The organism is Aquimarina sp. TRL1 (genome assembly GCF_013365535.1).
GTDB classification, from domain to species: Bacteria; Bacteroidota; Bacteroidia; order Flavobacteriales; family Flavobacteriaceae; genus Aquimarina; species Aquimarina hainanensis.
This window is the reverse complement of the sequence record NZ_CP053590.1, coordinates 3511452-3536378: the sequence shown is the minus strand read 5'-3', so window position 1 is coordinate 3536378 and position 24927 is coordinate 3511452. Positions and strand designations below refer to the sequence as shown.

The window sequence follows — 24927 nt, the reverse complement described above, 5'->3', positions numbered from 1 at the left end:
AACTATGACAACACTAGCCAAAATATTAGCCGCAGCCCTTTTATCTTTATTTATGACTTCCTGTAACATTGTTATGGATGGCGTAAAAGGTGAAGGAGAAATTGTACGAAAAGAAAAAACAATTAATGAGACCTTTACTGCTGTAAAAGCAAAAAGAGGATTGGATGTCGTATTAATTGATAGTGATGACCGTAAAGTCGTTATCGAAGCAAATGAAAACTTACATCAGTATATTAAGGTATATGTAGAGGGAAACACCCTTTATGTGACCTCAGAAAACAACATCTACCAAGCTGATCAAAAAAGTGTTTATGTATCCTATCAGGCATTAAATAAGATTACTGCTACAAGTGGAGCAGGTATTACAGCCGATAATACAATTGTAGAAAAAGATCTTACCATCAAAGCTAGTAGTGGGGCAGGTATTGATCTAAAAGTTAACTCAGATCACTTGAATTCCTCTGTCTCCAGTGGTGCTGCTATGACCCTAAGTGGAAAGGTAAACTCGCATGATGCCAGTGCCAGTAGCGGAGCCCATATAAATGCTAAAGAGTTGATCAGCAAAAAAGCTAGTGCTTCTGCAAGTAGCGGATCTGGAATAAAAATATATGTAAAAGAAGCTTTCAACGGAAGTGCTTCAAGCGGTGCCAATGTAGCTTATTATGGTAATCCTAAGAAAGTATCAAAAAACGATAGTTCTGGTGGAGATGTCATCAAACGATAAAAAGACCTCCTAAGAATACCAAAAAAAGAAAACCAATCAATTAATGCATAAATGAGTTCCTGATATTTGATATAGTTTATCAGGTAACTTGTTTATGCTATTTTCATACTGATAAGCACAAATGAATTATAAAATTACCTTATTCACTAGTTTATTATGTCTGTTTTCTCAATTTTCTATTGCACAAGACATTTCCAAAGAGTTATTGTTAGCCATCAGAAACGGAGATACAGAAACACTTAATACTCATGTCACAGCCGATGAGTTAGATACTTGTTTTTCTTTAAAAAACAGCCAATATAATTACTTGGCTATAAGCATAAAAACAAACTCTCTTACAGCTATAAAATATTTTATCGAAAAAGGAGCCAATATTGAAGGAATTTGTACAACTAAAACTCCCTTAATGTACGCTGTAAAATCTGGAAATATAGCTATTGTAAAATACTTAATTTCTAAAGGAGCTAATATCGACGCACAGACTCCTCGTGGAGCTACTGCTATAGACTATGCTGATAAGTATAAACAGACTGAGATCAAAGCATATCTAAGTAATTTGTAAAACATGATCTCAACATTAACATATCAGAAAAAAGTCCAAAACATTTTGCTTATCTACCCCCCCCCTCTTCAACGTATTACACAAAACACACAATAGACAAAAGAGATACTTTACTAACAAAACCTAATCAATCAATAGAAAAAGCTCCTTTAATCAGGAGCTTTTTCCATTTCACCGATATTTTCTTTTTTTTCAGCTGATACATCCTGCTCTTCATTCACAGACACTGTATCTTTGAGTATAACGAATAAAATTATATCCTAATGAAAAAAATACTATTTGTACTCTTAACCGCATGCTCAATAGGAAATATATCTGCTCAAAACGAAAAAATAAAAGGAAATAAAATCGTTACTGTAGAGCGAAGAACTGTAGGAGGGTTTCACACTATAGAACTTTCTGAAAACTTTAAGGTAACATTGCAAAATAGTACGGAAAACCTGGTAAGAGTTGAAACGGACAGTAATATCCAAGATGTTATTGATGTCAAAGTAACTGATAGCGTATTAAAAATACGATCCAACAAAAAAATCAAGAAAAGTAAAACACTAAACATTACCATATCTTATGTACAACCAATCCAAAAAATGATCTTACAGGATAAAGTAGAAATCAAATCAGCTGCTTTATTAGAAACCCCCAAATTACATATAGAAACGAATGGTGATGTAGAAGCATTTTTATCAGTAAAATGTGAAGAGTTATTTCTTATTGCCGGAGGTAAATCCCACCCTGAAATTCATGCTAATGCTACGAAAGTTACCTATCAAATGAATGATGGCAGTGAACTGAAAGGAATCACTAATGCCGAAGAATGTAAAATTGAATTATATAAAAAAGCTAGTGCCAAACTGGAAGGAGAAATTAACACCTTAGCTGTCAGAGCAGAAAATGATACTGATTTTTATGGGGAAAAGCTCAGTTCTCAAAAAACATCCTTATCCGCAGAAGGTTCCAGTGATTGCTATATTCTCTCAACAGAAGAAATAACAATAGACGCTAATAATAAGGCGGAAATATACCTTTTAGGGAGCCCAAAAGTAATCATGAATACCTTTGCCGATCAGGCAATTATCTATAAAAAAGATCTTAACTATAGTCCTGGTTTGTTTTAATTGAGTCGTTCTAAAATAGGGCAATACGATATTGACCTGTTTCAGGACAGGACATAATAATTAAAAGTGGCAGAAAAACTCTGCCACTTTTTTCGTTTTTATGATGAACAGATATGTAGTATATAATGGGGTATGCGATACTTCTCGCTTATCCCTAGATCACTACTTTCATCAGGAAACTTTTTTTAAACTTGGTAATCGCTCAATCGCTTTGGGAATGATTGCATACTGTTCTTTATCTACCCATATTTCTTCTATGCTCGGAAGTTGAGTTATTTCTTTAGGAATAGACATTAACCAATTCCCGCGAACAGATATCTTTTTTAATAAAGGTAGCTGTACTATCTCTTTAGGGATACTCGTCAATTGATTATTATTTAGTATCAACACCTCCAGTTTTTGTAACGCTCCTATTTCTTTAGGAAGACTTGTCAATTGATTATTACTTAATAATAACACTTTGAGATTCGTCAATGCTTCTATTGATGATGGTATTTCTTCTAAATTATAATTAGAAAGACATAACCTCTCTACATTCTTAGGATTCCGAATGGCTTCTTTCAGCAATTTCTCTCCTGATTTACTCGTACCGAATGATCTTTTACCCTTTTTAGCCCCCCTCACAAAATGATTTCCTGGAGATATTTCCTGTATATTAGGTAGCTCCTCCACCCCCTCTGGAATACCCGTCAGTGGATTATGATCCACCCACAATACTTCCAGGTTATGTAATTTCACCATAGATGAAGGTAAGTATTCTAACTGATTATAATCTAACCAAAGTTCTCTAAGTTTATGAAGATCACCCATTTCTTCCGGCAAACTTCTCAACTGATTATGAGACAGTTCTAAAATTTCCAGATTTCGCAATTGTCCTATCGTCGTCGGAATCGTTTTTAGATCCCCATTGGTTAGCTTCAAAACACGAACCCTCTCGGGGTTTCGCAGCGCTTTTTTTAAAGAATAGTATTTCTCTTTCCGTATTATATTAGTAAGAAAGCCTTTTATTGATTCTATAATTAACCCCATCAATTTTTTTTTAAATAGTTTTTGATAAAAATGAAGTAAGGCACATTGCATATCTTTTGGACTGATCAAAAATCCAAAGTATATGCGAATATCAATAACAAGCGAGTTTTCCCTTTACCCTCTATACTTGTTGTCGTAACAAAGCTAGGTGTTTTTACCTTTCCCTAAAAAAATGTAGTCATAAAATATTGTGAAGAAAACAAGAGATCGCTTTATTTTATTAAACACAAAAAAGGTAACACTTACATAACTTATGACACTTATTTACAAACAAATAAAATTATACGTATTATTTTATCACTATTTTGCAAGCATCAACGATAACAAACTACCTCTAAACAAATGTATGAGGTATTGTGTAATAGATGTCTTTTAGTTTCAAGAGGAATCCTGAAACATTTACATCATAATGATCGAATAAAATCAATAGCATATTAACCCCTTTATCAATTATGAAAGCACCTTATTTTATCGGATTTTTTTTAACAGCTATTTTATGCATTCAATGTTCTTCTGACGACACAACTCCATCTGATCCAGGTGATAAAAATGAAGAAGAAGTGCAGGAGCTTAATTATCGTTTATCAAAAATAGATCTCAATCACAGCGCTGATCAACCTTACTACATTGATGATTTTGAGTATATCTATGACGACAGTGGTAAAATTATAAACATACGCCAATGGGGGCGTCTTTTTGAAGTAACCTATCCTAATGAATCTCTTATCCAACTAAAACAAATTGAGGATAATGTTTCTAATGCGGACCTGACCGCATTGCACGAGATACATTTAAAAGATAATACAGTAGACTATATTACTCAATTGACCATTACAAAATTCAATAACGGGCAAACAGTAAGCCAATCTGATTCTATAAAATATTCCTATACTGAAAACAGATTGATAAAAGTAGAAACCTTTACTAATGATACGAATACCAAGACTGTTGATCTTTCTTATGAAAATGGAAATATTAAAGAAACTATTACAACCCTTAATGACCGCATTATCACGGCAAGATATGAGTATGATACCAAGCCCAAAATAACACTATCTGATGCCAAATTTGAAAGCCCAATATTTAATATAAGTTCACTACATTATATATTAACACATGATAAATTGGGGGTTCAGAGTAAAAATAATCTGACCTCAACACGCATTTCTTATAATTATTCTTTGTTTGCGCCTGGATATGAAGAAATTAATTACAAACATGTGATAGATGAAAAAACTGGCTTATTGAGTGTCATCGAGCATAGTGGTCGTGCAAAATCTGATGAAGAAGAAGCGTATCCCAATTATTATCCATCCAGGACATTTGATGATATAAAAGTATCTTTTGAATATGAAACATACTAAAAATTAACTTTTAAGGAACACCCCTGGAAGTTTAAATAACTTATTATCTATAAGACTACTGATCTTTTATGTGAAAAAGATAAATTGCTAGTAATTAGAAATTATTAATAAACACTAAATAACCCTCTCTTATGAATTGGTATATTACTGCTTTAAATAAATACGCTGAATTTAATGGCCGTGCACGGAGAAAAGAATATTGGTTCTTTGCACTTTTCAATCTCTTATTCGCCATTGTAGCAATTATTTTGGACAATGTGCTGGGAATCGCCATCCGTGAAATCGGATACGGTCCTCTTTATGGGATTTATGCCTTGGCAACCATTATTCCCGGATTAGCTGTTGCTGTAAGACGTTTACATGATATTGGGAAAAGTGGCTGGATGATTCTAATCGCTTTCATTCCTTTTATTGGTGCTATCTGGTTACTCATTCTTTTTACCACGGATAGTGACCCCGGAGAAAATGAATACGGCCCTAACCCTAAACAATTTGAAGATATCGCCCCAATAGAAGAACAATCATCCAATGGGGATCTTATTTTGATCTTGGTTGTTTCATGGATGCTTTTTTCTAGGACATTTTATACCTTTCTTCCGAAAATTATAGATAATTTTTATAGTTTGGGCTGGTTCAAACCATTAAGTACACTTATGGGGCTGGTATGGTCCTGTATTCCTTTAGCACTTGGTTTTATTGTAAAAGACAAGACTAAACAACTTCTAGTTTTTATTCTTGGAGGCGTATATATCTTATTGGAATTATACAGTTTGATTACACAATTTCTTTTCTAATTTACGAGCCCTATATAGACTAAAAAAATAACCTCTTTTCGAGGTTATTTTTTGTATGTATCAATCTCCGGTTTTGCTTCTGAAAATTATTTTTTTTATCACAACATCATGATAACCAAATAAAAAAGTAACATTTTGTTTTATAACGACACTTACCTATAACCAAATGTACATCAATAACCCAAAACCAACGATATGCTACTCAATTACAACCAAAAAGAGGCTAATTATCTAACCATTATTCTGACATTACTCAATGCATTTATATATCTATACATCGGTTATGAGACACATCGATTTATAGCCCGTACTATTTTACTATTAGGGCTCATCCCCTCATTCTTCTCTATTATTGCCGTATCATTGCCTAAACTAAGAGCTTCCTTAACCCCCGAAGAGATCAAATACGCTCATCGTCCGGGTATCATTGCCATCGTAGGACTGATGATTATGAATTTTCAAATTATAAGTAATAGCATCATTTCTAATAATGGTATTGCCATTTTCATCTTTTTTTCTAATAGTATTTGTATCTCTTTACTATTCTTTACTATTTTTTCTAAAAAGGCAAATAACTACACCCCTCTTGAATTTTATAAGCAGAATCAAAGTCACCTATATAAAATAGCTGTTTTTATTGCTGTTTTTTCTATGATCAATACAATGGTAATGAGTATTCGATATATGGAAATCACTCCCTTACTTGCTAACTTAATATTCTTCATTCCTTTATTTTTTACGGCCTATCAAAAAAAGAGAGTAACTAAGAAAATTTACCATATAGTATTAATCTGTTTACTCCTTATTTTATTGTCATTTACAATAGTTGTTGCATTTCAAGATCATCAAACGCCTTTATCAATTTGTCTATACTTCATCCTCACTTTAGCGCTTCTTATGTTTCATATATATGCGATAAAAATCTATACTTCAACTAAATGCATTTCTATATAGTCTCAAAACCTGGTTTCAGAAAATAAACTAAAGGGTTACTCCAATATTTCGAGACAATATATTATCAACTAAATAGTATTTATATGACTCACTCTTTTCTAACAAAAATTCTTCTATCAGATAAGAATAAAAAACGCTTGTTAATCTGTTGTTAAGTCCTTGTTAATCATATCTACTTTAAATAATGACATATGATATATTCCTTACTTTTATAAAAAAGAAATCCCGTATTCAGTAATACCTATAAAATTCATGACACCAAGAGAACTAATAGAAAAATGGATTGAAATTTTTAACGAAGGAAATGCCGATAAAATAATGGAATTATACCATACAGATGCTATTAATCATCAAGTGGCTAACCCCCCTGTCAAAGGAAAAAAAGCTATCGGAGCAATGTTTGCTGCTGAGTTTAGCACTGCTGATATGACTTGCATTCCCATAAATATTTTTGAAGATGGAGACTGGGCTATTTTGGAATGGAAAGATCCTTTAGGGCTAAGAGGCTGTGGTTTTTTTCAGGTAATGGACGGCAAAATCAAATTTCAACGTGGATATTGGGATAAGCTATCTTTTTTAAAGATGCATAATCTTCCCATCCCTTCAGCATAGGATATAGATATCAAAAAACAGTTTATTCTACTATGTAACTATCTCCCTATCTTTTTATTTTTGGTAACTAGCATATATCAGGAAAATCTTTGTTTGTTATGATCCAAACTTGTAAAAAATACATTTTAAATATAAAGAATATGTTTCGGCAAAAGACCATTACCGTCGAAACTGACAGGGATAGTGTATGTGCAGGAGATGACATGACACGACATAATAAGTTTTTGGATATTCCGGAAAACTACAGTGTAAAAAAGCTAGTCAAAACATTATCAAAACACTACCCAATAGCAAGTAACTGGGCTATTTGGGCGGGTTCTTATGAAAACCATAAGTGCATCAGAGATAGATATGGTAATTGGCTAATCGATGAAAAAACAAGTATCAAAACCTTTTTTCAGGATATCGAAACCTTTGTATTCTTTGATAAAGAATCTTTTGGAACAAAATGTACAAAAGAGATTGCTTCCTCATGAATAAGTAATCAAATTAAGGGATAATACAACCTACACAAAAAATGCCTTCACTATGTTTGCTGAAAAATGTCAGAAAATTCGGTAACATTTTAGCTGCTTTTGACATACATATATACGACCCATATGAATCAAAGTACTATATATGAAAAAACGCTACTTAAAAATACTTCAGGCATTACCTGTATATGCTGATCATGAAAACAATGCCAAAAAAATCTTGACATTAATCCCTCAAGAACTGATTCCTTTTAATCGCGAAAAAAGGAGAAATGGTATCAACTGGATGGAAATCTATTTGGAAAATGATAAAATAGGGTATATCAAGAAGCTACCCGGTGCTTTTTATAAGTGTGAACAAGTTTCTCTTGATGATGAAAGTGTCAAAGGATTTAGCTACTCCTATAGAACTGATAATACAGAAGAACAACTTCCTATGGATCGCCTTTTCTTTCCTCAGGGATATCTTAATCCAGATAAAGAACAGATCGGAACCATCAAATTAGAGTGTATCGAAAAAGCGGAAGAAAATAAAATGAGTTATATCGATCTTGAATATCCGGCAGCACTGATAGACGTAGAAGAGATTCGTTTTAGAAAAGGAGATAAGTTTTACATTACTCATAAAAGTGACGACAAGCACGATATTTTTATGGAAGTTGATAATTTCTTGGGAAAACAAGGTTTTTTATTAAAAAAAACAAATACTTCGAACCTCGAAGATAAATGGATGTACTCAATTTCCATTACTATAGCTATTCTAACGGTATTAGGGATTTTTCTAGGTTTCTTAGCTAATGGATGGATCGTCGTGAGCGGTTTAATGATACTCGTAGGAATCGTAGTTGCCTTTATTTTTGTCTTTGTATTGCAAATTATACTAATGATTCTAAAGGGAATCTTTAATCAAATCAGAAAACGATTCTGATGCATGGAAAGCAACAATCCCTTCATCTATACAAAACACTATAGAAATAAATTGTAATCTCACTTATCTAGTAAAAAGGGGGCTTCTTCTATTGTTCTGACATAAAAACGATTAAATGAACTACCTATCAAAATAGAATCACTGTATCATATATGCTTAGAGCATCACAGGATTCTTAGTTATGGGGTTATTTGGTAAAGAGTTCATTTATTAAGAAGAAGCCTCTCTTTCTGCCCCTTCCATAATGCCCTTCCTATTATCAGAGTAAACTACCTCAGGGTAGGCTTACGAAGTATTCATTAGAAACAAATTTTCAATTTCAGGGAAAACCCTAAGGTATTATATCCTTTGATGATGCCAATAAAAAATACAATTCCTGAATTAGTAACGTTTTTTACTATTGCGACACTTATTCACTAAGGACTAACATATCACTCACACATCATGAAAAATATTTTTCTAAGTTTTGTATTTATTTTTATTAGTAGCAACCTTACTTTATTCGCGCAATCGACAGATTCACTAGATATACACTTAAAGCTATATCAAAAAATAAAGATGACTGACGGAACGCAACTCTCAGCGAATATCTATATGCCCAATGATCTGAGTAAAAAATATCCCACTGTCTTGATTATAACTCCCTACGTATCGGATGAAAACCACGTTAGAGGGCTTTTCTTTGCGCGAAATGAATACGTTTTTGTAACAGTTGATTGCAGAGGAAGAGGAAACTCTGAAGGAACATTCATCCCCTTCGAACACGATGGAAAAGACGGATACGAAATCATCAATTGGATTGCTCAACAATCATGGAATGATGGGAATATCGGAATGTTTGGTGGATCTTATCGGGGAATGAATCAATGGTTAACCCTAAAGCAATTTCCCAAAAACCTAAAAACAATTATTCCTATTGCCTCAGTAGGTCCTGGAAGGGATTTCCCAAAATACAATAATATTTTTTTCCCTTATATGTTGCGTTGGTTAACATTCACCAGTGGAAAAACAAGAAATGGAAAATTATTTGGAAATGCGTTTTGGCAAATCAAACAAGAAGCATTATACAAGAAAGAAATTCCTTTTTATGCTTATGACAGTATCGTAGGAACTCGAAACAAGGTATTTCAAAAATGGCTTAGCCACCCTGCACATGATACCTTTTGGCAAAGCTTCTACCTCACTCCAGAAGAAAACAACAAAATTCAAATCCCCATTCTGTCCATTACAGGTCATTTTGATGCTGATCAGCCGGGAGCAATGTTGTATTATAACGATCATATGAAGCACGGAAATCCCAGAGCAGTAAAAAATCATTTTTTGCTCATAGGACCATGGAGTCATGGGGGAACCAGAAGCCCCAAAAGTAAATTCGGAGGATTGACATTTGGTGAAAATGCAGTCATTGATATGAACCAATTGTATCTGGATTGGTTCAATTGGACACTAAAAGGAAAAGAAAAACCTGCCATACTCAAAAATCGTGTCATGTATTATGAAATGGGAACTAATCAATGGCAATACACAACAGATTTAACATTGTTATCCAACGAACAATTATCTCTCTACCTGGAATCAACCACCACTAATGCGCGAGATTTATTTTCCTCAGGAACATTAACAACATCTCCTCCTGCAAAAGATATACTTCCCGATTCTATTATATATGACCCTTTAACTAAAAAAGGAATAGATAACCCCAGCTATCAAGATACCAGTTCCAATTACTATACTAGTCAAAGCTATACGAATGATGCTAATCAATTAGTATATCATTCTGCGCCACTATCAAAAAACATTACTGTTAACGGAAAAATTAGCTTCGAAGCCTATATTTCGATAGATGTCCCTGATACTGATTTTATGTTTACTGCTTATGAAATAACTACAGACAATACTTCTATATTTTTACAAAAAGATTACCTCCGTGCCAGGTACCGAAATAACCTTGAAAAAGCACAAAAGGTTCCTAAAAATGAGATTGTAAAATATACATTTGATGGAGAAAACCTTTTTAGCAGGGTACTGAAAAAAGGAAGCCGTATCAGACTTATTTTTTCTACTATTGACTCTCCAGAAATACAAAAGAATTATAACTCCTGGATCGATCCTTCTGTACAATCTGGAAAGCATGCACAGAAAGCACATATAAAGTTATATCACAATAAAAAATACCCCAGTAGACTTATTCTCCCGGTCAAAACAACAAAAAAATAACAATTATCTTTGTTTGCTTTTTATTAAACAATTTACATCCCTCAGGAAAAATGAACATACGAGAAGTTTATAGTAATGATTTAGAGCAATTAGCCGTTTTGTTTGACGGTTATCGCGTATTTTATAGAAAACCATCAAATATTGATGCTGCCAAACGTTTTTTAACCGAGCGTATCCAGCATAAAGATTCCGTAATTTTTGTTTGTGAAAATGAAGCAAATCAACTTCTTGGCTTTGTACAATTATATCCTCTTTTCTCATCTACCAGAATGCAAAAATTATGGCTCTTAAATGATCTTTTTGTATCTCCGGAATCCAGAGGATTAGGAATATCAGTACAACTTATCGAAAGGGCCAAAAAACTGGTACAGGATTCTAAAGCATGTGGAATGTTTCTGGAGACAGAGAAATCCAATCACATAGGGAATTCATTGTATCCTAAAACAGGTTTTGAATTAAACGAAGGAGCTAATTATTACGAATGGACTACTAAATAACTGACTCTCCAAAAAAAGAACATATTACATTATCAACTATTTTCTTATTGCCCAACATATTGGGCAATAAGAAATACTCTCAGGTTTCTGTTCAGATAACTTGTTAACTTCTTAATCACTACTTTTTAATTACGAAGCAAAAAGCATGTGTTAATTGCTCCGGTCATAATAATCTTCTTACCTCTATACAGTTCTATGGATAAGATAATTTCCTGTTTTTTTCTCGAACAACTGTAACAACAAGCAATATCCGTTATCTATAAGAACAAACTATTGCTGGTGCTTCTCAATCCTTTTCAGAAACATTTTTTTGGTTGATACAACATCAGAAAATTAATAGCTCATTAAGTAAATCTAAGTTTATGCGAACAAATATTACTTTTATACTCCTTATTTTTTGGGCAATTACAGCTTGTCAAAAAAAACAACCACCTCTTCAGTCTCTTAATGGAAATTGGGAATCAATCGCCTCTGGTTGGATACTTACTATAAAAGATAGTACTCATTATTCTTTTTATGATACAACCCCTATATCTTGTATCCTAAATCGGCAAGGAGCATTTCAAGAAATAGAAAAATCCTTGCGCATACAGAACGATACACTTTACCTCCAAAACGGGGTAATTACCTATAAATTTCTAAAAACCGACACTCTCCCTGATCTGTGCTCAACTACGGTTACAGCAGAAAAGAAAGCTGATCCTATATACAACTTTGAAGTGTTTGCTGAAACCGTAAAAGAGCATTATGCTTTTATGGAGCTTAATTCTATTAATTGGAAAGATTTATATACGACACAAAAAGAAAAATTAGGTTCAAATGCTACTAATGTAGAGTTATATCAAGTCATTGAAGAAACATTAGAAAAGCTCAATGACAATCATGCATATCTAGAGGCTGATGATACCACCTCTGCATTAATTGATCAACTTAATACTGAGGAGGAAAGTGAGCAAGAGGATTTACCCAAATATGGAGATTTTCAAATAGCAGAAATAGTAGCTAAACATCACTTAGAAGAAGAAATGACTAAAGACTCCTGGCTAATTCAATGGGGAAAATTCAATGATACAACCGGGTATATTCAAATAAAAGCAATGTGGTTATACGCTGCCTTGGATATCCCTAAATCATTAATTAAACAAAAAGGATATGTAGATGCCTATGTAGAAACCTTTAATAAGATGTATGAAGGAGCATACATAGAAAAAGAAGTAATCGGTGTAGCCAATAGTATGGATCAGGTAATGAATGACCTGTCTGATATGGAATCATTAATCATAGACGTTAGATTTAATGGTGGTGGTCAGGATGCTGTCAGTTTTGAAATATTAAGCCGGTTTATTCCTCAGAAGCTTCAGGTCGCAACACAAAAACTTAAGTATGGAGTACAATTTTCTCCTACAATTCCATTATACATTCCAGCAACTGACAATGCTTATACAAGACCTGTATATATTCTTACTTCACAACAAACAGGTAGCGCAGCAGAAGCATTCTCTATTGCCTCCATGGCTATGAAGAACGTAAAACGAATAGGAAGCCCCACCTCTGGAGCAATGTCTACAGAATTACCTAAAACACTTCCTAATGGATGGCATTTTTCTATATCCAATGAAATATATATGGACAATGCCGGAAACTGCTATGAGAATAAAGGTATTCCTGTTCACTATGAGCTAAAGTATCCAGAAGAAAGACAAGCATTTTTTAGGAGTATTGCTAATGACCTGAAAAATGATAAAACCCGTATTTCACAAGCTATAAAAGCATTACAAAAACCATAATACATCTTTTTTTTACAAAGTTTTAAGAAACCTGGGCTTTTTACCTGATTAAAAAGCCCTTACTTTTGTATGGATCATATGACGATATCACTCCCTCCTCTGATACCTTAATTTCTTTAACAATAGTAAATTCCCTCGAAGTAAGCCCATAAAGCTACCAAAGGAACTACTATAAAATATTCCGATACAAGTACCGGAGTATTTACATCTTACTTAGTGAGTAAACTCCCTCAAATATGGACATCGGTTATTGAGTAAATCCACTCAGGAAACGTTATTGAGATTCCTACACAAAGCATTATCTCGTTTGTTTCTTAACTATTTCTGAAAGATAAAATTGCAGCCGTGAATGAATACAAAAAAAACAAGAATGTTTAGACTTATTATACGTTGTATCCTCCCTATCACAATAATTTCATTTGGAGTACTGACCCAATGGTGGTATGGAATTGTTATCGACGGTACGGATACTTTTTTCTACGGATTTCCTTTTATTTATAAATGTCGTGCCTTTCATACATCAATGGCCACTCAATATTTTATATTAGAAATGAGCATCGACTTAGGTATTTATTTTGTGTTTTGGGGAACTATATGTTACTGTATTAATAGATTACGCCCTATTCGTATTCCTCGCTTAGCATCTCAATTATTCTGGATTGGATTTGGCATATTTTTATTAGCTTTTATGTATGTATCTAAAGCTTTTAATGATGTTTATATTTTCAAACGAAATTTTGAGATAAAAATAATCGATACGGGAGGAGCTATTTTTGAAAATAGACCCAAAAGAGAGTACTATACTTATGAGCTGGAAAAACAGTTTCAAAATAACACCATTCGCAATCGACCATCTTCTGATTGATTCTAAAATTCTAACATTACAACATTACATATACGCAATCGATAATCAAGGGTATAATTCATTTCTTAATATAATTCTAAAGTGTACCGAAGTAATTAGTTACACTTTCTTTTTTTGATTAAAAACTTGTCCTTCTTTCTTCTGAGTCTCTAAAGGAATAGAAACGAATATACTTTTCCCTCTCCTTATTTTTTATCACATATGTTAATCTATTTTTAATAGATAGTATTGCTAGGTATAGTTTTATATCTTCGAATTTCGAAAAATCCCGGTCTCTTACCTAGAAGACCAAATCTTATCAAATAAAGATACTATCCCAAATGAAAAAAATTATATACATACTTCTAATAATCCCAATAATCGTATCAGGACAAACTGGAAAATTTAATGAACATACGTATCAGTGTCTTGATACTATAGAGCGTCCTTTTATACTATACACGCCAACAACTATAAACAAAACACAAAAAAGACCTTTACTAGTCTATCTACACGGAGCCATCTCCAACAAAAGTCTTAAGAAAGACCCTTTGGCCTATATGAAAAAGTCTAAGCTCATTAAACTGGCTGAAAAAGGAGGTTTCTATTTAATGTATTGTTATGGTCAGAAGGGAGCTACCTGGTTCGATCCTGTCGGAATGGATATGATTCTAAAAGAAATTGAAATTGTAGCTTCTAAATATGCTATACATAAGGACAAAATATTTCTAAGCGGATTTTCTGACGGAGGCTCCGGAGCATTATATATGTCAATGGTTCATCCAGAACCCTTTGCAGGTTTTATAGCGATGAATGGCCATCTAAAAGTAGCTGATAAATTAGGTACTTATGCATTATACCCCGCCAATTCAAATCATAAACCTACTTATATCATCAATACGAAAAAAGATATGTTATATCCCATAAAACAAATTAAACCTGCTATTTCATATTTGCAAAAATTTAATACAGCCATTACCTTTAGTGAAGTCGATGGAAATCACGATATGAGTTATCTACAGAAAGAGCAAAAAAAACTCATCGATTTTATTACCACAACTACTCGTAGAAACAAGTATAAAATATCCTGGGAAACTTCAGATCTATCAAATAATTCTTATGAGTGGATATCCATTCTAGAAATGGATACCAAAACAAAAGACGCACATCCAAATCACACCCCATATTCATTGGAAATATTTAATGACAAAGCTGTTTTTGGGATTAAGTACGACTATAGTTTTCGTGGTCCCGGTCTAAAAGTAAGTGATTTCAAAAGCGATACTTGCACCGCTAAAAAAATAGGTATAAAAAAGGGAGATATTATTCTAATGATGGAAAAAGATACCATGACCTCTCCATACGCTCCTTATTTTTATATTGCAAATAAGCTTGCCGGAGATCAAACCTCCCTTACTATCAAAAGAGGAGATAACAAAATAAAAATAGAAGGAGCTTTTAATCAAGGACATACGTATTCTGTCTTCAATCACAAAAAAACTACTGCAAGAGTATGGGCAACAATAGAAGAAGAAACATTATTGATAACAACTTCCAGAACTAAAAAAATAGCAATTCGTTTTTCTGATATAAAAAATAAAACCATTCGAAAATTGATTATCAATGGAAAAAAATATTCTTCTTCCTATAAAGGAACTCAGGAGATAACAATCAAACAACAGTGATAGTGATCGCTATGATTTTAAAAAATTAGATTATTATCATACGTCGTCTTTCTTATTAATGATAAAAAAGGCGGCTGTTCCCCTTATCGCCCCATTAAAAGTTCTCGTATATTTGTTATAGACATATCATATGATCGTAAACCTGTACAGCTGTTTTTAAGCTCTTTTTATTCCTAATAATCTATGACTAGCTCCCACTTTCTATATACTATTTTCAAGCCAGAAAACTTTAGTAAAGAAGAACTTCAATTGGTTATAGATCAATTTCAGGAAGTTGTTTTTTCTAAAAATGAATACCTGATAGAAAAAGGAAAGACAGCGAATTATTATTACTTCTTAGAAAGTGGATTTTTGAGATCATACACACTCGATTTGCAGGGCAATGATATTACCACTAAATTTTTTATCTGCAATGATATTGTCATCGACTGGCATTCTTATTTTCTAAAAACAGCATGCAAAGAATCCATACAAGCACTAACCAAAGGAAAATGTTGGAAAATTAATTTTTCTGACTTCATGAAACTATTTCACATAGAAGCTTTTAGAGAAGTAGGAAGAACACGGCTGGTTAATAATTATTTCGAACTAAAAAACCATTCTGTTTCTATAATCGGAGATCATGCCAAAGAACGGTATTTGAATTTGCTAAAAGAAAAACCGGCTCTGGTTCAAAATGTGCCTCTAAAACATATTGCTACCTATTTAGGAATCACTGACACGTCCTTAAGCCGAATACGAAAAGAAATCACTCTGTAAATTCATTTTTTATGTTTGCATCACAAGTTCCTATTTTTATTTCCGTTTTATTTCTACTGGCTATTCTTGTTCCAATTCTGTTAATTGCCAAATTGGTAAAAACAACATCCTATAAGAAAAGATCTTCTTTTGTCATTCTTTTTTACCTTAGCTATTTATCATGTGTTACAATAGCCTGTTTCATGGGCGTATTTAATGTACAAGCATTACCTCCCCGTATCATACTAGTCACAACCGTTCCTTTGCTCCTATTTTATCTCTTCATTGTTTACAACTCTACATTTTATAAAACGATATTAAAAGAGAGTACGTTATCTCAATTAGTAGCAGTACATATTTTCAGGTTGATTGGTGTATTCTTTCTTATTTTATTATGGCAACAACAACTCCCTCCAGTATTTGCTATTATTGCAGGAACAGGAGATATTCTTACTGCTATCAGTAGTATTTATGTAGCAAAAGCCATTCGCTCTCAAAAAAAATATGCCAAGAAAATAACCTTTCTTTGGAATAGTTTTGGTCTGATAGATATTCTCATCACCTCTGCCACTGCTGTTATACTAACCAAAATCAGCATTGATACAGGAAATCTTGGAGTTGATATTTTAACACAATTTCCCTATTGTTTTATTCCTTCTTTTGCTCCTGCTACAATTATTTTTATCCACCTCTCCATTTATCTAAAAATGTATCATAAAAAATTTCAATAATTGTCATTTCTTGTCATAAGCAAAGATTTTTCTTTTTTCTGCTTTTTAATTTTGATGTATCAATAATCATTAATATTAATTCAGATGAAAAAAGAACATTATTTTATGATGCTATTCAGGTATATTCCTGACTTTGAGTATCAACCTACTCTACAGGAACAAGCTGATATAAAAGAGCAATGGGGCACATTCATAGGCACTATTGCGATCAAAGAAAAACTGGTTCATACGTATCAATTGGGTTTTGAAGGAAGGCAACTAATGCCCGATCAACAATTGAGCAATGAAATCCTGATACATCAAAAACAGACGCTCAGCGGAACCATGACTGTTAAGGCTAATTCTATAGAAGAAGTTACTGAAATGGCCAAGAGCTGTCCTATCCTGAAAATCGGAGGTACCGTAGAAATTCGTACCATCCTTCCTATGATTCCCTAATCAGTTAGCCTTTCCGGACAAATAACCTCATACAATTCAATACATAGATAAAAATGAAAAAAATGATACCAATACTTATACTATTAATAGTTTTAGTGCTAGGGTACGCTTTATACCAAGCCCGTAGCCTGCAACATATTCGAATAACTAGAACCGTACAGATTCACGGTGATATGCAGACCGTTTTTGATCAGGTTGTATATTTGAAAAATTTCAAAAAATGGTCTCCCTTTTTAGAAGCTGATCCTTCTCAAAAAATACAGATAACAGGAGAAGACGGAAACGTAGGAGCACAATATCACTGGATAGGAAATAATGGAAAAGATGTAGGATATCAGGAAATCAAAGATATCCAACCACTTCACTACATTAAAATGGGATGTGAAATTCAGAAACCATTTGTATCCAGCCCTCTTTTTGAGTACTCATTTTCACAGGAAGGAACCACTACCAAAGTAACCCAGAATTTCACCCTAAAATCTGGATTTGTCGATGCCTTCTTTATGTGGATATTCGGAGTAAAGAAAGACATGATAAAAATGAATACACGAGGGATGGAATTACTAAAAAAAGTAGTCGAAGCAAATGAATAACGTTTTTCTGTCAAAGAGATATCTCTTTCTACAAGCCTCATTTTTATAGAGGCTTTTAGGCATTTATAACAAAAATGAAAAATCCAATACTTGGCATAGTAACATTTTTCTTACAAAGAACATATCTTAGTATAAAGAAATAGTACGCATAAAAGAACCGAAATGACAGGCAAATTGCATCCAACTGTTCAATCTAAAAAGAAACCAATGAAGAAAATATGTATTCTTATAGGGGTGGTTACATTGATTTTTAGCTGTAAAAACGAAAAACAAACTATTACAGAAGAAAAAACAGTGTCTCCGATATCGGAGATATCTGATAAACAACCTGTGATTGCTATTCTGGGAACCTTTCATTTTGCAAACACTAGTGATTACTCTGCTATTGTTCTAGAAGATGGGTTCTCTCCTAAACGGCAAAAAGAAATGAAGGAAATCGTAGCACAATTAGCGATGTACAGACCTACAAAAATATTGGTAGAACGAGAACCATCTTATACAGATACACTGAATCTGCAATTTTCCAAATACCTGAACAACGAATTCGAATTGCCTATTAATGAACTTTACCAAATCGGGTTCAGACTTGCCAAAAAACTTGGTCATAAAAAACTCTATGGTATTGATAAACACATGAATTTAGGAGATGAAGATTTAGTCGCTCATCTCAACAAACATGGATTAATGGACTCTTTCTCTACTACTATTAAAAATGCCAGTACATATGGTAAAAAACACACTGCTTACCTGAAAGAACATTCCATAGGAAAAACACTCATTACTATTAATACCAAAGAAGGAGAAGACTTTAATAGAAATTTATACCTCGATCATATTCTAACCAGTTCCGAACTGGAAAATGCTCCTTCAATTACCTATGTCACTAATTGGTACAAACGAAATATTCATATCAAGCACAATATTGATCGAATTACCGAGAAAAAAGATCGGATTCTGGTTATTATAGGAGCAGGACATAGTGCAATTCTGAATGATTTTTATCGAAACAGCCACGTAATTCAATACGCAGAAATAACAGACTATCTAACAGACGAATAATAAATAGTTTTTAAAAGAAAATTAAGTTTCTCTTCTCACTAATTTTGAGCTAGTTTTTATACATTAGCACTTTAATCCCATCTGATTTTATAAATAAAATAACTCTCTACAGGTATGAATAAACTGTTTAGTAGCTATATCGGTATTCTGATATTTTTTCTATCATGTAAACATCAAAAAGAAGCACCTTCTTATGTATATGAGAGTTCTTCTATGAAAATCATCCAGCTAAGCCCTCATGCCTATCAGCATATTACCTACCTCAAAACCAAAGAATATGGCAATGTCCCCTGTAATGGGATGATTGTTACTGATACTAATGAGGCAATCGTTTTTGACACACCAGCAGATAATAAGGTTGCTACAGAACTAATTAATTGGATAGAGGACAGCCTCTCTTCAACTATTACAGGAGTTGTCACTACTCATTTTCATATAGATTGTCTTGGAGGATTACAGGCATTTCACGATCGGAAAATACCATCATATGCCAATACTAAAACAATTGACCTGGTTAAATCAGCAAAGAAAGAATTACCTAAAAATGGTTTTGATACTTCTATGGAGATCAAAGTGGGGACTAAAAAAGTAATCAATAGTTTCATAGGAGAAGGACATACTGCTGATAATATTATTAGCTATTTCCCTTCAGAAAAAATCCTTTTTGGCGGTTGTCTCATAAAGTCCTTAGGTGCTAAAAAAGGAAATCTGAACGATGCAAATGTACAGGAATGGTCAGAAACGGTTAAACGCATCGCTTCTAAATATAATGAAGTTGAAATCGTGATTCCAGGACATGGTGCTACAGGAAATCAGGAGTTATTACAATATACTATCGAATTGTTCCAAAATTCCTCTGTAGAATAAATCTATCATTTACTAAAAAAACTCCATTCTTTTACAGAATGGAGCGGATAATGTGCACATCGAAGTGCTTATTTTTATGGTCTGTCCCTATGCAGAAACCTTTTCTCCTGTTTCTATAGATGCTAAATAACGTTCTGCATCTAAAGCTGCCATACATCCTGTTCCTGCAGCAGTAACTGCTTGTCTGTACTCTTTATCCTGTACATCTCCTGAAGCAAAAACTCCCGGTATATTAGTTTTGGTAGATTTTCCTTTTGTTATGATATATCCAGTATCGTCCATATCTACCTGTCCTTTAAAGATATCTGTATTTGGTTTATGCCCGATAGCGATAAACAATCCGGTGATTTTAATATCTTCTTTTTTTCCTGTTTGATTATTAACCATTCGCAATCCCTCTACGACCTGCTCTCCTAATACTTCATCTACCTCAGTGTTATACAATACCTTAATATTTTCTGTACTAGTTACTCTATGCTGCATTGCTTTGGAAGCTCTCATATAATCCTTACGGATCAACATGGTTACCGAATTACAGATATTTGCCAAATAGGTTGCCTCTTCTGCAGCTGTATCTCCTGCTCCAACAATAGCTACATCTTGTCCTTTATAGAAAAATCCATCACATACCGCACATGCAGATACTCCTCCTCCTCTCAGGCGTTGCTCACTTGGCAATCCTAAGTATTTTGCAGTAGCTCCTGTAGAGATAATAATTGTTTCTGCTTCAATCTCTTTAGAGTTGTCTACAGTCACTTTATGAATTCCTCCAACTTCTTTACTAAATTCTACATTGGTAACCATTCCTATACGTACCTCAGTACCAAAGCGTTCTGCCTGTTGCTGTAACTGCACCATCATCGTAGGACCATCTACGCCTTCCGGATACCCTGGAAAATTGTCAACCTCTGTAGTCGTTGTTAATTGACCTCCCGGCTCTAATCCTGTATATACTACAGGTTTCATATCTGCTCTGGATGCATAAATCGCAGCAGTATATCCTGCCGGACCAGAACCTATAATCAAACATTTTATTCTTTCAATAGTATCTGACATGTTATTCTAATTTACGTAAGGTAAAAGTAGCAATTTGATCAGAAAACTTACAGTAAAATCATTAAGAATAATTATGCTGATATAAATCGGGACAATGAATCTGGCTAAATTAATTTCTTCTCTTTGCCCATATCCTGAGGTTTTACATGCGGTTTAGCACCTCTGGAGAAAACCTAAAATCTATTTCTCTTTTTTTTATTATTAATAGCAGATCCCCTATTTTTGCCTAAAAAGAAATGACTCTTTTTGATGCATTAGATTTATTGGGAGTAACAGCCTGTGCAATCTCGGGTGCATTGAGTGCAATGAATAGAAAGTTTGATCTTTTTGGGATTTTTATTATTGCATTTGTTACCGCTATTGGAGGAGGAACTGTTAGAGATGTACTTATAGGACAGACACCTGTATCCTGGATGCAAAGCACATTAACCATCTATCTTATTGGTTGTGTAACCACTTTATCTATTATTTTTAGAAATAAGTTGTATTATCTAAAAAAATCTTTGTTTTTGTTTGATTCTATCGGACTAGGCGTTTTTACTATCATTGGGGTCGAAGCAGGAATAAGAACCGGATTGGATCCTATTTTTTGTATTTCACTTGGCGCAATAACTGGTTGTTTCGGTGGTGTTATCCGGGATATTCTTTGTAATGAAATCCCAGTCATTTTTAGAAAAGAAATCTATGCAATGGTTTCTATCTTAGGAGGTATTTGCTTTTTAGTACTGAATGCATTTCATGTAAAAGCTAATATTATTTATATCGCTACGGTATTACTTATTATTTCTATTCGATTACTCGTAGTTACCTACAAGGTTTCACTTCCCTTATTTACTGTAAAAAATAATAAAGAATCATAAACATACTACCTTACTAGTTAACTATTGTCCTAGATGGACAATATCCCATGTCCTAATTTGGCGTAGTATTGTATAGAATTAACATATACGCTATGAACCACCAAACACAATTAGATCGGTATAAAGCACTGATTGATTATATACAGACAAACTACAAAGAAGAGATCACAGTTACAGATATAGAAAACATTTGTTTTTATTCTTACAGAAATATCAACCGTATCTTTATGGCATTACATCATGAAACGGTTGGACAGCATATAAAACGATTGCGATTAGAAAAAGCAGCCGAGTATTTAAAATTTTCTAATGCTCCTGTCAGTGACATCGCTTTCGAAATAGGATATAGTGATCTTGCTGCTTTTAGTAAAGCCTTTAAAAACAAATTCGGATGTGCTCCATCATCTTTCAGAGAATCCATTAAGCTACAACAAAACATCATTCATAAAAGCCTTTATCCCGAAAGCACTACTCCAAAAAAAGAACTTCCCTATGAAATAGAAATACTCCCTGATATGAAAATTCTCTTTTTGGAATATAAGGGGCGACATGATGACCTTAAAGGAATTGAAAAAACATGGGATCAATTGATCCGATATGCAGCTAGAAAGAATATGCTTACTGAGGATACTATCTATATGGCAGAAATTCTGGACGATGAAGCAATTACAGAAACTATCCATTGGAGATATCACGCCGCTATCTGTATAAAAGATCCCTCTCAATATACAAAGGATGGTTTATTTACAACCAAAACAATTAAAGAACAAAAATATGCCAAGTTTATTCATAAGGGAAGCCATGAATCATCTCTAGAAACATACGATCGAATCTATGCTCAGTTCATATTAGAAGAGGAATTTGAATTACATGATGCACCTACCTTAGAATTTTATTTAAATGACAGTAATGATACAAAAGAAGAAGATCTTCTTACTGAAATTTATATTCCTATTGTATAAATCGGAGATGGTCCCCCCGAAAATATTTAATAACTCTTTAACAAGAACTCCTGAGAATAATAGTTAGTTTTCGACCATGTGAAGAGAAGGTATCAACATAAGCAACTCGATAAATATGCAGTTTTCCTAGCTTATCCCAAAAGATCAAACCTCATTTAGTGCCTACTATTTAATTTATTAAGTACTATCAAAAGGTATTGGTCTTATTTCCTTTTCCTTCACTATTTTTTAATAAACCAATCAAAAAGAAATCGTACTACCTATGAAGTCGTATTACTTAATTTTTATGTATCTCTTATCATTATCCTATTCTTTCTCACAGGAAAAAAATGCCATAGAAGTAACTCCTGTTTTACCAGAAATCACTTCTGAATTAGGGCAATTACGTGATTTTACAATGGCACCGACACAAGATGAAGCATATTTCACAATGCAAAGTTTTTTTGGAGAAATTTCAGCGATTGTAAAAATCACTAAAAAAGGAACTACCTGGTCAGCTCCTTCTATCGCTCCTTTCTCCGGACAATTTCATGATATGGAGCCTATGTTCTCTCCTGATGGGTTACAATTATATTTTGTTTCTAACAGGAATACCGGAAAAATAAACCCAAAAGCTACAGACTATGATATTTGGTTTATCAGAAGGGAAAATAAAAATGCCCCATGGTCCGATCCAATCAATCTGGGAGCTCCTGTAAATACCGAAAAAGATGAATTTTATCCCTCGATTGCCACTAATGGTAATTTATACTACACCAGCACTGCTACTCCTACAAAAGGACAAGATGATATTTTTATGAGTGAGTGGAAAAACAATAGCTATACCACTCCTATATCGTTAAGCGAAGCTATCAATACCAAAGGAATGGAATTTAATGCTTTTGTAGCTCCTGATGAGTCTTTCATATTATATACAGCATACAAGCGCAAAGGAGGAATCGGAAGTGGAGATCTATACATATCGTATAAAAATAAAGAAGGACAATGGACACCTTCTGAAAACATGACTCAAATTAACAGCAGCACGATGGATTATTGCCCGTTCTATGATACAAAAACCAAAACTATTTACTTCACTAGTAAAAAGAACACGATCAACCCTCACCTTAATAAGCCTCAAAATATCAAACAGTTAACTGATATAATTTTTCAATATGAAAATGGCTTGAGTAGAATCTATAGTGCACGACTTGATATACTCAAAAAGTGATTGCTCAACTTTTTGAGATTTTGTAGGGGAAAACAAATTTCATTAGTACCTTTGCTGCCTAATTTTGCAGGTACTAGTGAGAATTGTTTTTTCCATACTTCTTTTTATTTCCTTTGCCATTCGTCCAACGATGGAGATTAGTTCTATTCTCTATTACCAGCTTAACATTGATTATATCGTAGAGAAATACTGTGTCAACAAAAAACGACCAATGCTGAACTGTAACGGGAAATGTTTTTTGAACAAACAACTCAATATACAAAAACAAAGTAGCTCCGATCAAAATGATGGAATCGTTATAAATGCAGAAACATTTTTACCACTCTATTTTGAAAAAAACAAGAGTTATGCATTACACTATGCCTCTCTTACTTCTCTGCAAAAAAACAATTGGTCTTTAAAAGAATTACACCCATTCGATATTATTCGCAGTATCGACCACCCTCCTAATAAAGCTTGAACGAATTTATAGGTTTCTACTACAAACATCAGCAGGTAAAGTCTCTATATAAATATATGAGTTACCTCAGTACTAATATACAACACATTCACAGGAAGTAAATTGTAATTCGGGATAGGTCCGACATTTTACACCTTAATTATCTACTACTATATAAAACGAGTATTTGGTAATAGTGTTTTCTATGTTTAGAAATGTAGTTTCGAAATAAATTCGACAAAACCAGGAATTGGCTATCAGCATCAATATACTTCTTTCTAAAAAAAACAGATAGCAAGCTGTATTGTGAATGTGACATTGAACTATGCTATTTCACTATAAATATTAAAAAATGCTCTCTGTATTGATAGCAGTGTACAATCTAATTC

General features: G+C 33.4%; 26 protein-coding genes. 24 read left to right on the top strand and 2 right to left on the bottom strand.

The window, feature by feature from the left end:
• Window positions 1-4 precede the first annotated feature (4 nt).
• From HN014_RS14375 to HN014_RS14365, 3 genes are all read left to right on the top strand, one after another.
• Complete coding sequence (locus HN014_RS14375) at window positions 5-724, top strand: head GIN domain-containing protein (protein ID WP_176029544.1); 720 nt, start codon at window positions 5-7, stop codon at window positions 722-724.
• 121 nt (window positions 725-845) lie between these two features.
• Window positions 846-1286 carry an ankyrin repeat domain-containing protein gene (locus HN014_RS14370; RefSeq protein ID WP_176029543.1) on the top strand — a complete coding sequence of 147 codons (441 nt, stop codon included), beginning with the start codon at window positions 846-848 and terminating at the stop codon, window positions 1284-1286.
• A gap of 263 nt (window positions 1287-1549) precedes the next feature.
• Window positions 1550-2401 carry a DUF2807 domain-containing protein gene (locus HN014_RS14365; RefSeq protein ID WP_176029542.1) on the top strand — a complete coding sequence of 284 codons (852 nt, stop codon included), beginning with the start codon at window positions 1550-1552 and terminating at the stop codon, window positions 2399-2401.
• A gap of 171 nt (window positions 2402-2572) precedes the next feature.
• On the opposite strand, the gene HN014_RS14360 is transcribed toward HN014_RS14365, so the two are convergent.
• Complete coding sequence (locus tag HN014_RS14360; RefSeq protein WP_176029541.1) at window positions 2573-3430, bottom strand: leucine-rich repeat domain-containing protein; 858 nt, start codon at window positions 3428-3430, stop codon at window positions 2573-2575.
• Window positions 3431-3882: 452 nt separating this feature from the next.
• Between HN014_RS14360 and HN014_RS14355 the strand changes: the two genes are divergently transcribed.
• The 17 genes from HN014_RS14355 to bla all read left to right on the top strand — a co-directional run bounded on the left by HN014_RS14355 (window position 3883) and on the right by bla (window position 20011).
• On the top strand, window positions 3883-4794 hold the full coding sequence (locus HN014_RS14355; RefSeq protein ID WP_176029540.1) for a hypothetical protein: 912 nt from the start codon (window positions 3883-3885) through the stop codon (window positions 4792-4794).
• A gap of 131 nt (window positions 4795-4925) precedes the next feature.
• Window positions 4926-5588 (top strand): DUF805 domain-containing protein, encoded by a 663-nt coding sequence (locus HN014_RS22810; protein ID WP_176029539.1) that lies wholly within the window; start codon window positions 4926-4928, stop codon window positions 5586-5588.
• Between the two features lie 195 nt (window positions 5589-5783).
• Window positions 5784-6542, top strand: coding sequence for a hypothetical protein (locus HN014_RS14345; RefSeq protein WP_176029538.1), 759 nt, complete (start codon window positions 5784-5786; stop codon window positions 6540-6542).
• Window positions 6543-6794: 252 nt separating this feature from the next.
• Window positions 6795-7154, top strand: coding sequence for a nuclear transport factor 2 family protein (locus HN014_RS14340; RefSeq protein WP_176029537.1), 360 nt, complete (start codon window positions 6795-6797; stop codon window positions 7152-7154).
• 140 nt (window positions 7155-7294) lie between these two features.
• The gene (locus HN014_RS14335; RefSeq protein ID WP_176029536.1) at window positions 7295-7630 is read left to right on the top strand and encodes a hypothetical protein; all 336 of its coding nucleotides are present in this window, start codon (window positions 7295-7297) and stop codon (window positions 7628-7630) included.
• A 142-nt stretch (window positions 7631-7772) separates the two neighbouring features.
• On the top strand, window positions 7773-8555 hold the full coding sequence (locus tag HN014_RS14330; protein WP_176029535.1) for a hypothetical protein: 783 nt from the start codon (window positions 7773-7775) through the stop codon (window positions 8553-8555).
• Window positions 8556-8999: 444 nt separating this feature from the next.
• On the top strand, window positions 9000-10772 hold the full coding sequence (locus HN014_RS14325; protein ID WP_176029534.1) for a CocE/NonD family hydrolase: 1773 nt from the start codon (window positions 9000-9002) through the stop codon (window positions 10770-10772).
• A 50-nt stretch (window positions 10773-10822) separates the two neighbouring features.
• A complete protein-coding gene (locus tag HN014_RS14320) occupies window positions 10823-11269 on the top strand; it encodes a GNAT family N-acetyltransferase (RefSeq protein WP_176029533.1) in 447 nt (148 codons plus the stop codon).
• A 362-nt stretch (window positions 11270-11631) separates the two neighbouring features.
• On the top strand, window positions 11632-13056 hold the full coding sequence (locus tag HN014_RS14315; RefSeq protein ID WP_176029532.1) for a S41 family peptidase: 1425 nt from the start codon (window positions 11632-11634) through the stop codon (window positions 13054-13056).
• 370 nt (window positions 13057-13426) lie between these two features.
• Complete coding sequence (locus HN014_RS14310; RefSeq protein ID WP_176029531.1) at window positions 13427-13921, top strand: hypothetical protein; 495 nt, start codon at window positions 13427-13429, stop codon at window positions 13919-13921.
• Between the two features lie 320 nt (window positions 13922-14241).
• Window positions 14242-15585: a phospholipase gene (locus HN014_RS14305; protein ID WP_176029530.1), complete on the top strand. Its 1344-nt coding sequence runs from the start codon at window positions 14242-14244 to the stop codon at window positions 15583-15585.
• A gap of 183 nt (window positions 15586-15768) precedes the next feature.
• Window positions 15769-16344, top strand: a complete 576-nt coding sequence (locus HN014_RS14300; protein ID WP_176029529.1) for a Crp/Fnr family transcriptional regulator — start codon at window positions 15769-15771, stop codon at window positions 16342-16344.
• Between the two features lie 11 nt (window positions 16345-16355).
• A complete protein-coding gene (locus HN014_RS14295) occupies window positions 16356-17054 on the top strand; it encodes a hypothetical protein (protein ID WP_176029528.1) in 699 nt (232 codons plus the stop codon).
• 84 nt (window positions 17055-17138) lie between these two features.
• A complete protein-coding gene (locus HN014_RS14290; protein ID WP_176029527.1) occupies window positions 17139-17492 on the top strand; it encodes a YciI family protein in 354 nt (117 codons plus the stop codon).
• A 62-nt stretch (window positions 17493-17554) separates the two neighbouring features.
• On the top strand, window positions 17555-18085 hold the full coding sequence (locus HN014_RS14285; RefSeq protein WP_176029526.1) for an SRPBCC family protein: 531 nt from the start codon (window positions 17555-17557) through the stop codon (window positions 18083-18085).
• Window positions 18086-18292: 207 nt separating this feature from the next.
• Window positions 18293-19144 (top strand): DUF5694 domain-containing protein, encoded by an 852-nt coding sequence (locus tag HN014_RS14280; RefSeq protein WP_176029525.1) that lies wholly within the window; start codon window positions 18293-18295, stop codon window positions 19142-19144.
• A 114-nt stretch (window positions 19145-19258) separates the two neighbouring features.
• The gene (gene bla / locus HN014_RS14275; protein ID WP_176029524.1) at window positions 19259-20011 is read left to right on the top strand and encodes a subclass B1 metallo-beta-lactamase; all 753 of its coding nucleotides are present in this window, start codon (window positions 19259-19261) and stop codon (window positions 20009-20011) included.
• Between the two features lie 87 nt (window positions 20012-20098).
• Here bla and trxB read toward each other — a convergent pair whose 3' ends face one another.
• Complete coding sequence (trxB, locus tag HN014_RS14270; RefSeq protein ID WP_176029523.1) at window positions 20099-21067, bottom strand: thioredoxin-disulfide reductase; 969 nt, start codon at window positions 21065-21067, stop codon at window positions 20099-20101.
• 236 nt (window positions 21068-21303) lie between these two features.
• Between trxB and HN014_RS14265 the strand changes: the two genes are divergently transcribed.
• The 4 genes from HN014_RS14265 to HN014_RS14250 all read left to right on the top strand — a co-directional run bounded on the left by HN014_RS14265 (window position 21304) and on the right by HN014_RS14250 (window position 24559).
• Window positions 21304-21927 carry a trimeric intracellular cation channel family protein gene (locus tag HN014_RS14265; protein ID WP_176029522.1) on the top strand — a complete coding sequence of 208 codons (624 nt, stop codon included), beginning with the start codon at window positions 21304-21306 and terminating at the stop codon, window positions 21925-21927.
• A 92-nt stretch (window positions 21928-22019) separates the two neighbouring features.
• Window positions 22020-22889, top strand: coding sequence for a GyrI-like domain-containing protein (locus tag HN014_RS14260; RefSeq protein WP_176029521.1), 870 nt, complete (start codon window positions 22020-22022; stop codon window positions 22887-22889).
• Between the two features lie 262 nt (window positions 22890-23151).
• Window positions 23152-24099: a PD40 domain-containing protein gene (locus HN014_RS14255; protein WP_176029520.1), complete on the top strand. Its 948-nt coding sequence runs from the start codon at window positions 23152-23154 to the stop codon at window positions 24097-24099.
• A 76-nt stretch (window positions 24100-24175) separates the two neighbouring features.
• A complete protein-coding gene (locus HN014_RS14250) occupies window positions 24176-24559 on the top strand; it encodes a hypothetical protein (protein WP_176029519.1) in 384 nt (127 codons plus the stop codon).
• Window positions 24560-24927 lie beyond the last annotated feature (368 nt).

Bases quoted from the DNA above. Each gene is read 5' to 3' on its own strand.
- trxB (WP_176029523.1), bottom strand. From the start codon at position 21,067: ATGTCAGATACTATTGAAAGAATAAAATGTTTGATTATAGGTTCTGGT.
- HN014_RS14300 (WP_176029529.1), top strand. From the start codon at position 15,769: ATGACTAGCTCCCACTTTCTATATACTATTTTCAAGCCAGAAAACTTT.
- HN014_RS14375 (WP_176029544.1), top strand. From the start codon at position 5: ATGACAACACTAGCCAAAATATTAGCCGCAGCCCTTTTATCTTTATTT.
- HN014_RS14345 (WP_176029538.1), top strand. From the start codon at position 5,784: ATGCTACTCAATTACAACCAAAAAGAGGCTAATTATCTAACCATTATT.
- HN014_RS14340 (WP_176029537.1), top strand. From the start codon at position 6,795: ATGACACCAAGAGAACTAATAGAAAAATGGATTGAAATTTTTAACGAA.
- HN014_RS14325 (WP_176029534.1), top strand. From the start codon at position 9,000: ATGAAAAATATTTTTCTAAGTTTTGTATTTATTTTTATTAGTAGCAAC.
- HN014_RS14255 (WP_176029520.1), top strand. From the start codon at position 23,152: ATGAAGTCGTATTACTTAATTTTTATGTATCTCTTATCATTATCCTAT.
- HN014_RS14320 (WP_176029533.1), top strand. From the start codon at position 10,823: ATGAACATACGAGAAGTTTATAGTAATGATTTAGAGCAATTAGCCGTT.
- HN014_RS14330 (WP_176029535.1), top strand. From the start codon at position 7,773: ATGAAAAAACGCTACTTAAAAATACTTCAGGCATTACCTGTATATGCT.
- HN014_RS14365 (WP_176029542.1), top strand. From the start codon at position 1,550: ATGAAAAAAATACTATTTGTACTCTTAACCGCATGCTCAATAGGAAAT.
- HN014_RS14370 (WP_176029543.1), top strand. From the start codon at position 846: ATGAATTATAAAATTACCTTATTCACTAGTTTATTATGTCTGTTTTCT.
- HN014_RS22810 (WP_176029539.1), top strand. From the start codon at position 4,926: ATGAATTGGTATATTACTGCTTTAAATAAATACGCTGAATTTAATGGC.
- HN014_RS14290 (WP_176029527.1), top strand. From the start codon at position 17,139: ATGAAAAAAGAACATTATTTTATGATGCTATTCAGGTATATTCCTGAC.
- HN014_RS14355 (WP_176029540.1), top strand. From the start codon at position 3,883: ATGAAAGCACCTTATTTTATCGGATTTTTTTTAACAGCTATTTTATGC.
- HN014_RS14305 (WP_176029530.1), top strand. From the start codon at position 14,242: ATGAAAAAAATTATATACATACTTCTAATAATCCCAATAATCGTATCA.
- HN014_RS14310 (WP_176029531.1), top strand. From the start codon at position 13,427: ATGTTTAGACTTATTATACGTTGTATCCTCCCTATCACAATAATTTCA.
- HN014_RS14285 (WP_176029526.1), top strand. From the start codon at position 17,555: ATGATACCAATACTTATACTATTAATAGTTTTAGTGCTAGGGTACGCT.
- HN014_RS14335 (WP_176029536.1), top strand. From the start codon at position 7,295: ATGTTTCGGCAAAAGACCATTACCGTCGAAACTGACAGGGATAGTGTA.
- bla (WP_176029524.1), top strand. From the start codon at position 19,259: ATGAATAAACTGTTTAGTAGCTATATCGGTATTCTGATATTTTTTCTA.
- HN014_RS14315 (WP_176029532.1), top strand. From the start codon at position 11,632: ATGCGAACAAATATTACTTTTATACTCCTTATTTTTTGGGCAATTACA.
- HN014_RS14295 (WP_176029528.1), top strand. From the start codon at position 16,356: ATGTTTGCATCACAAGTTCCTATTTTTATTTCCGTTTTATTTCTACTG.
- HN014_RS14360 (WP_176029541.1), bottom strand. From the start codon at position 3,430: ATGGGGTTAATTATAGAATCAATAAAAGGCTTTCTTACTAATATAATA.
- HN014_RS14280 (WP_176029525.1), top strand. From the start codon at position 18,293: ATGAAGAAAATATGTATTCTTATAGGGGTGGTTACATTGATTTTTAGC.
- HN014_RS14265 (WP_176029522.1), top strand. From the start codon at position 21,304: ATGACTCTTTTTGATGCATTAGATTTATTGGGAGTAACAGCCTGTGCA.
- HN014_RS14260 (WP_176029521.1), top strand. From the start codon at position 22,020: ATGAACCACCAAACACAATTAGATCGGTATAAAGCACTGATTGATTAT.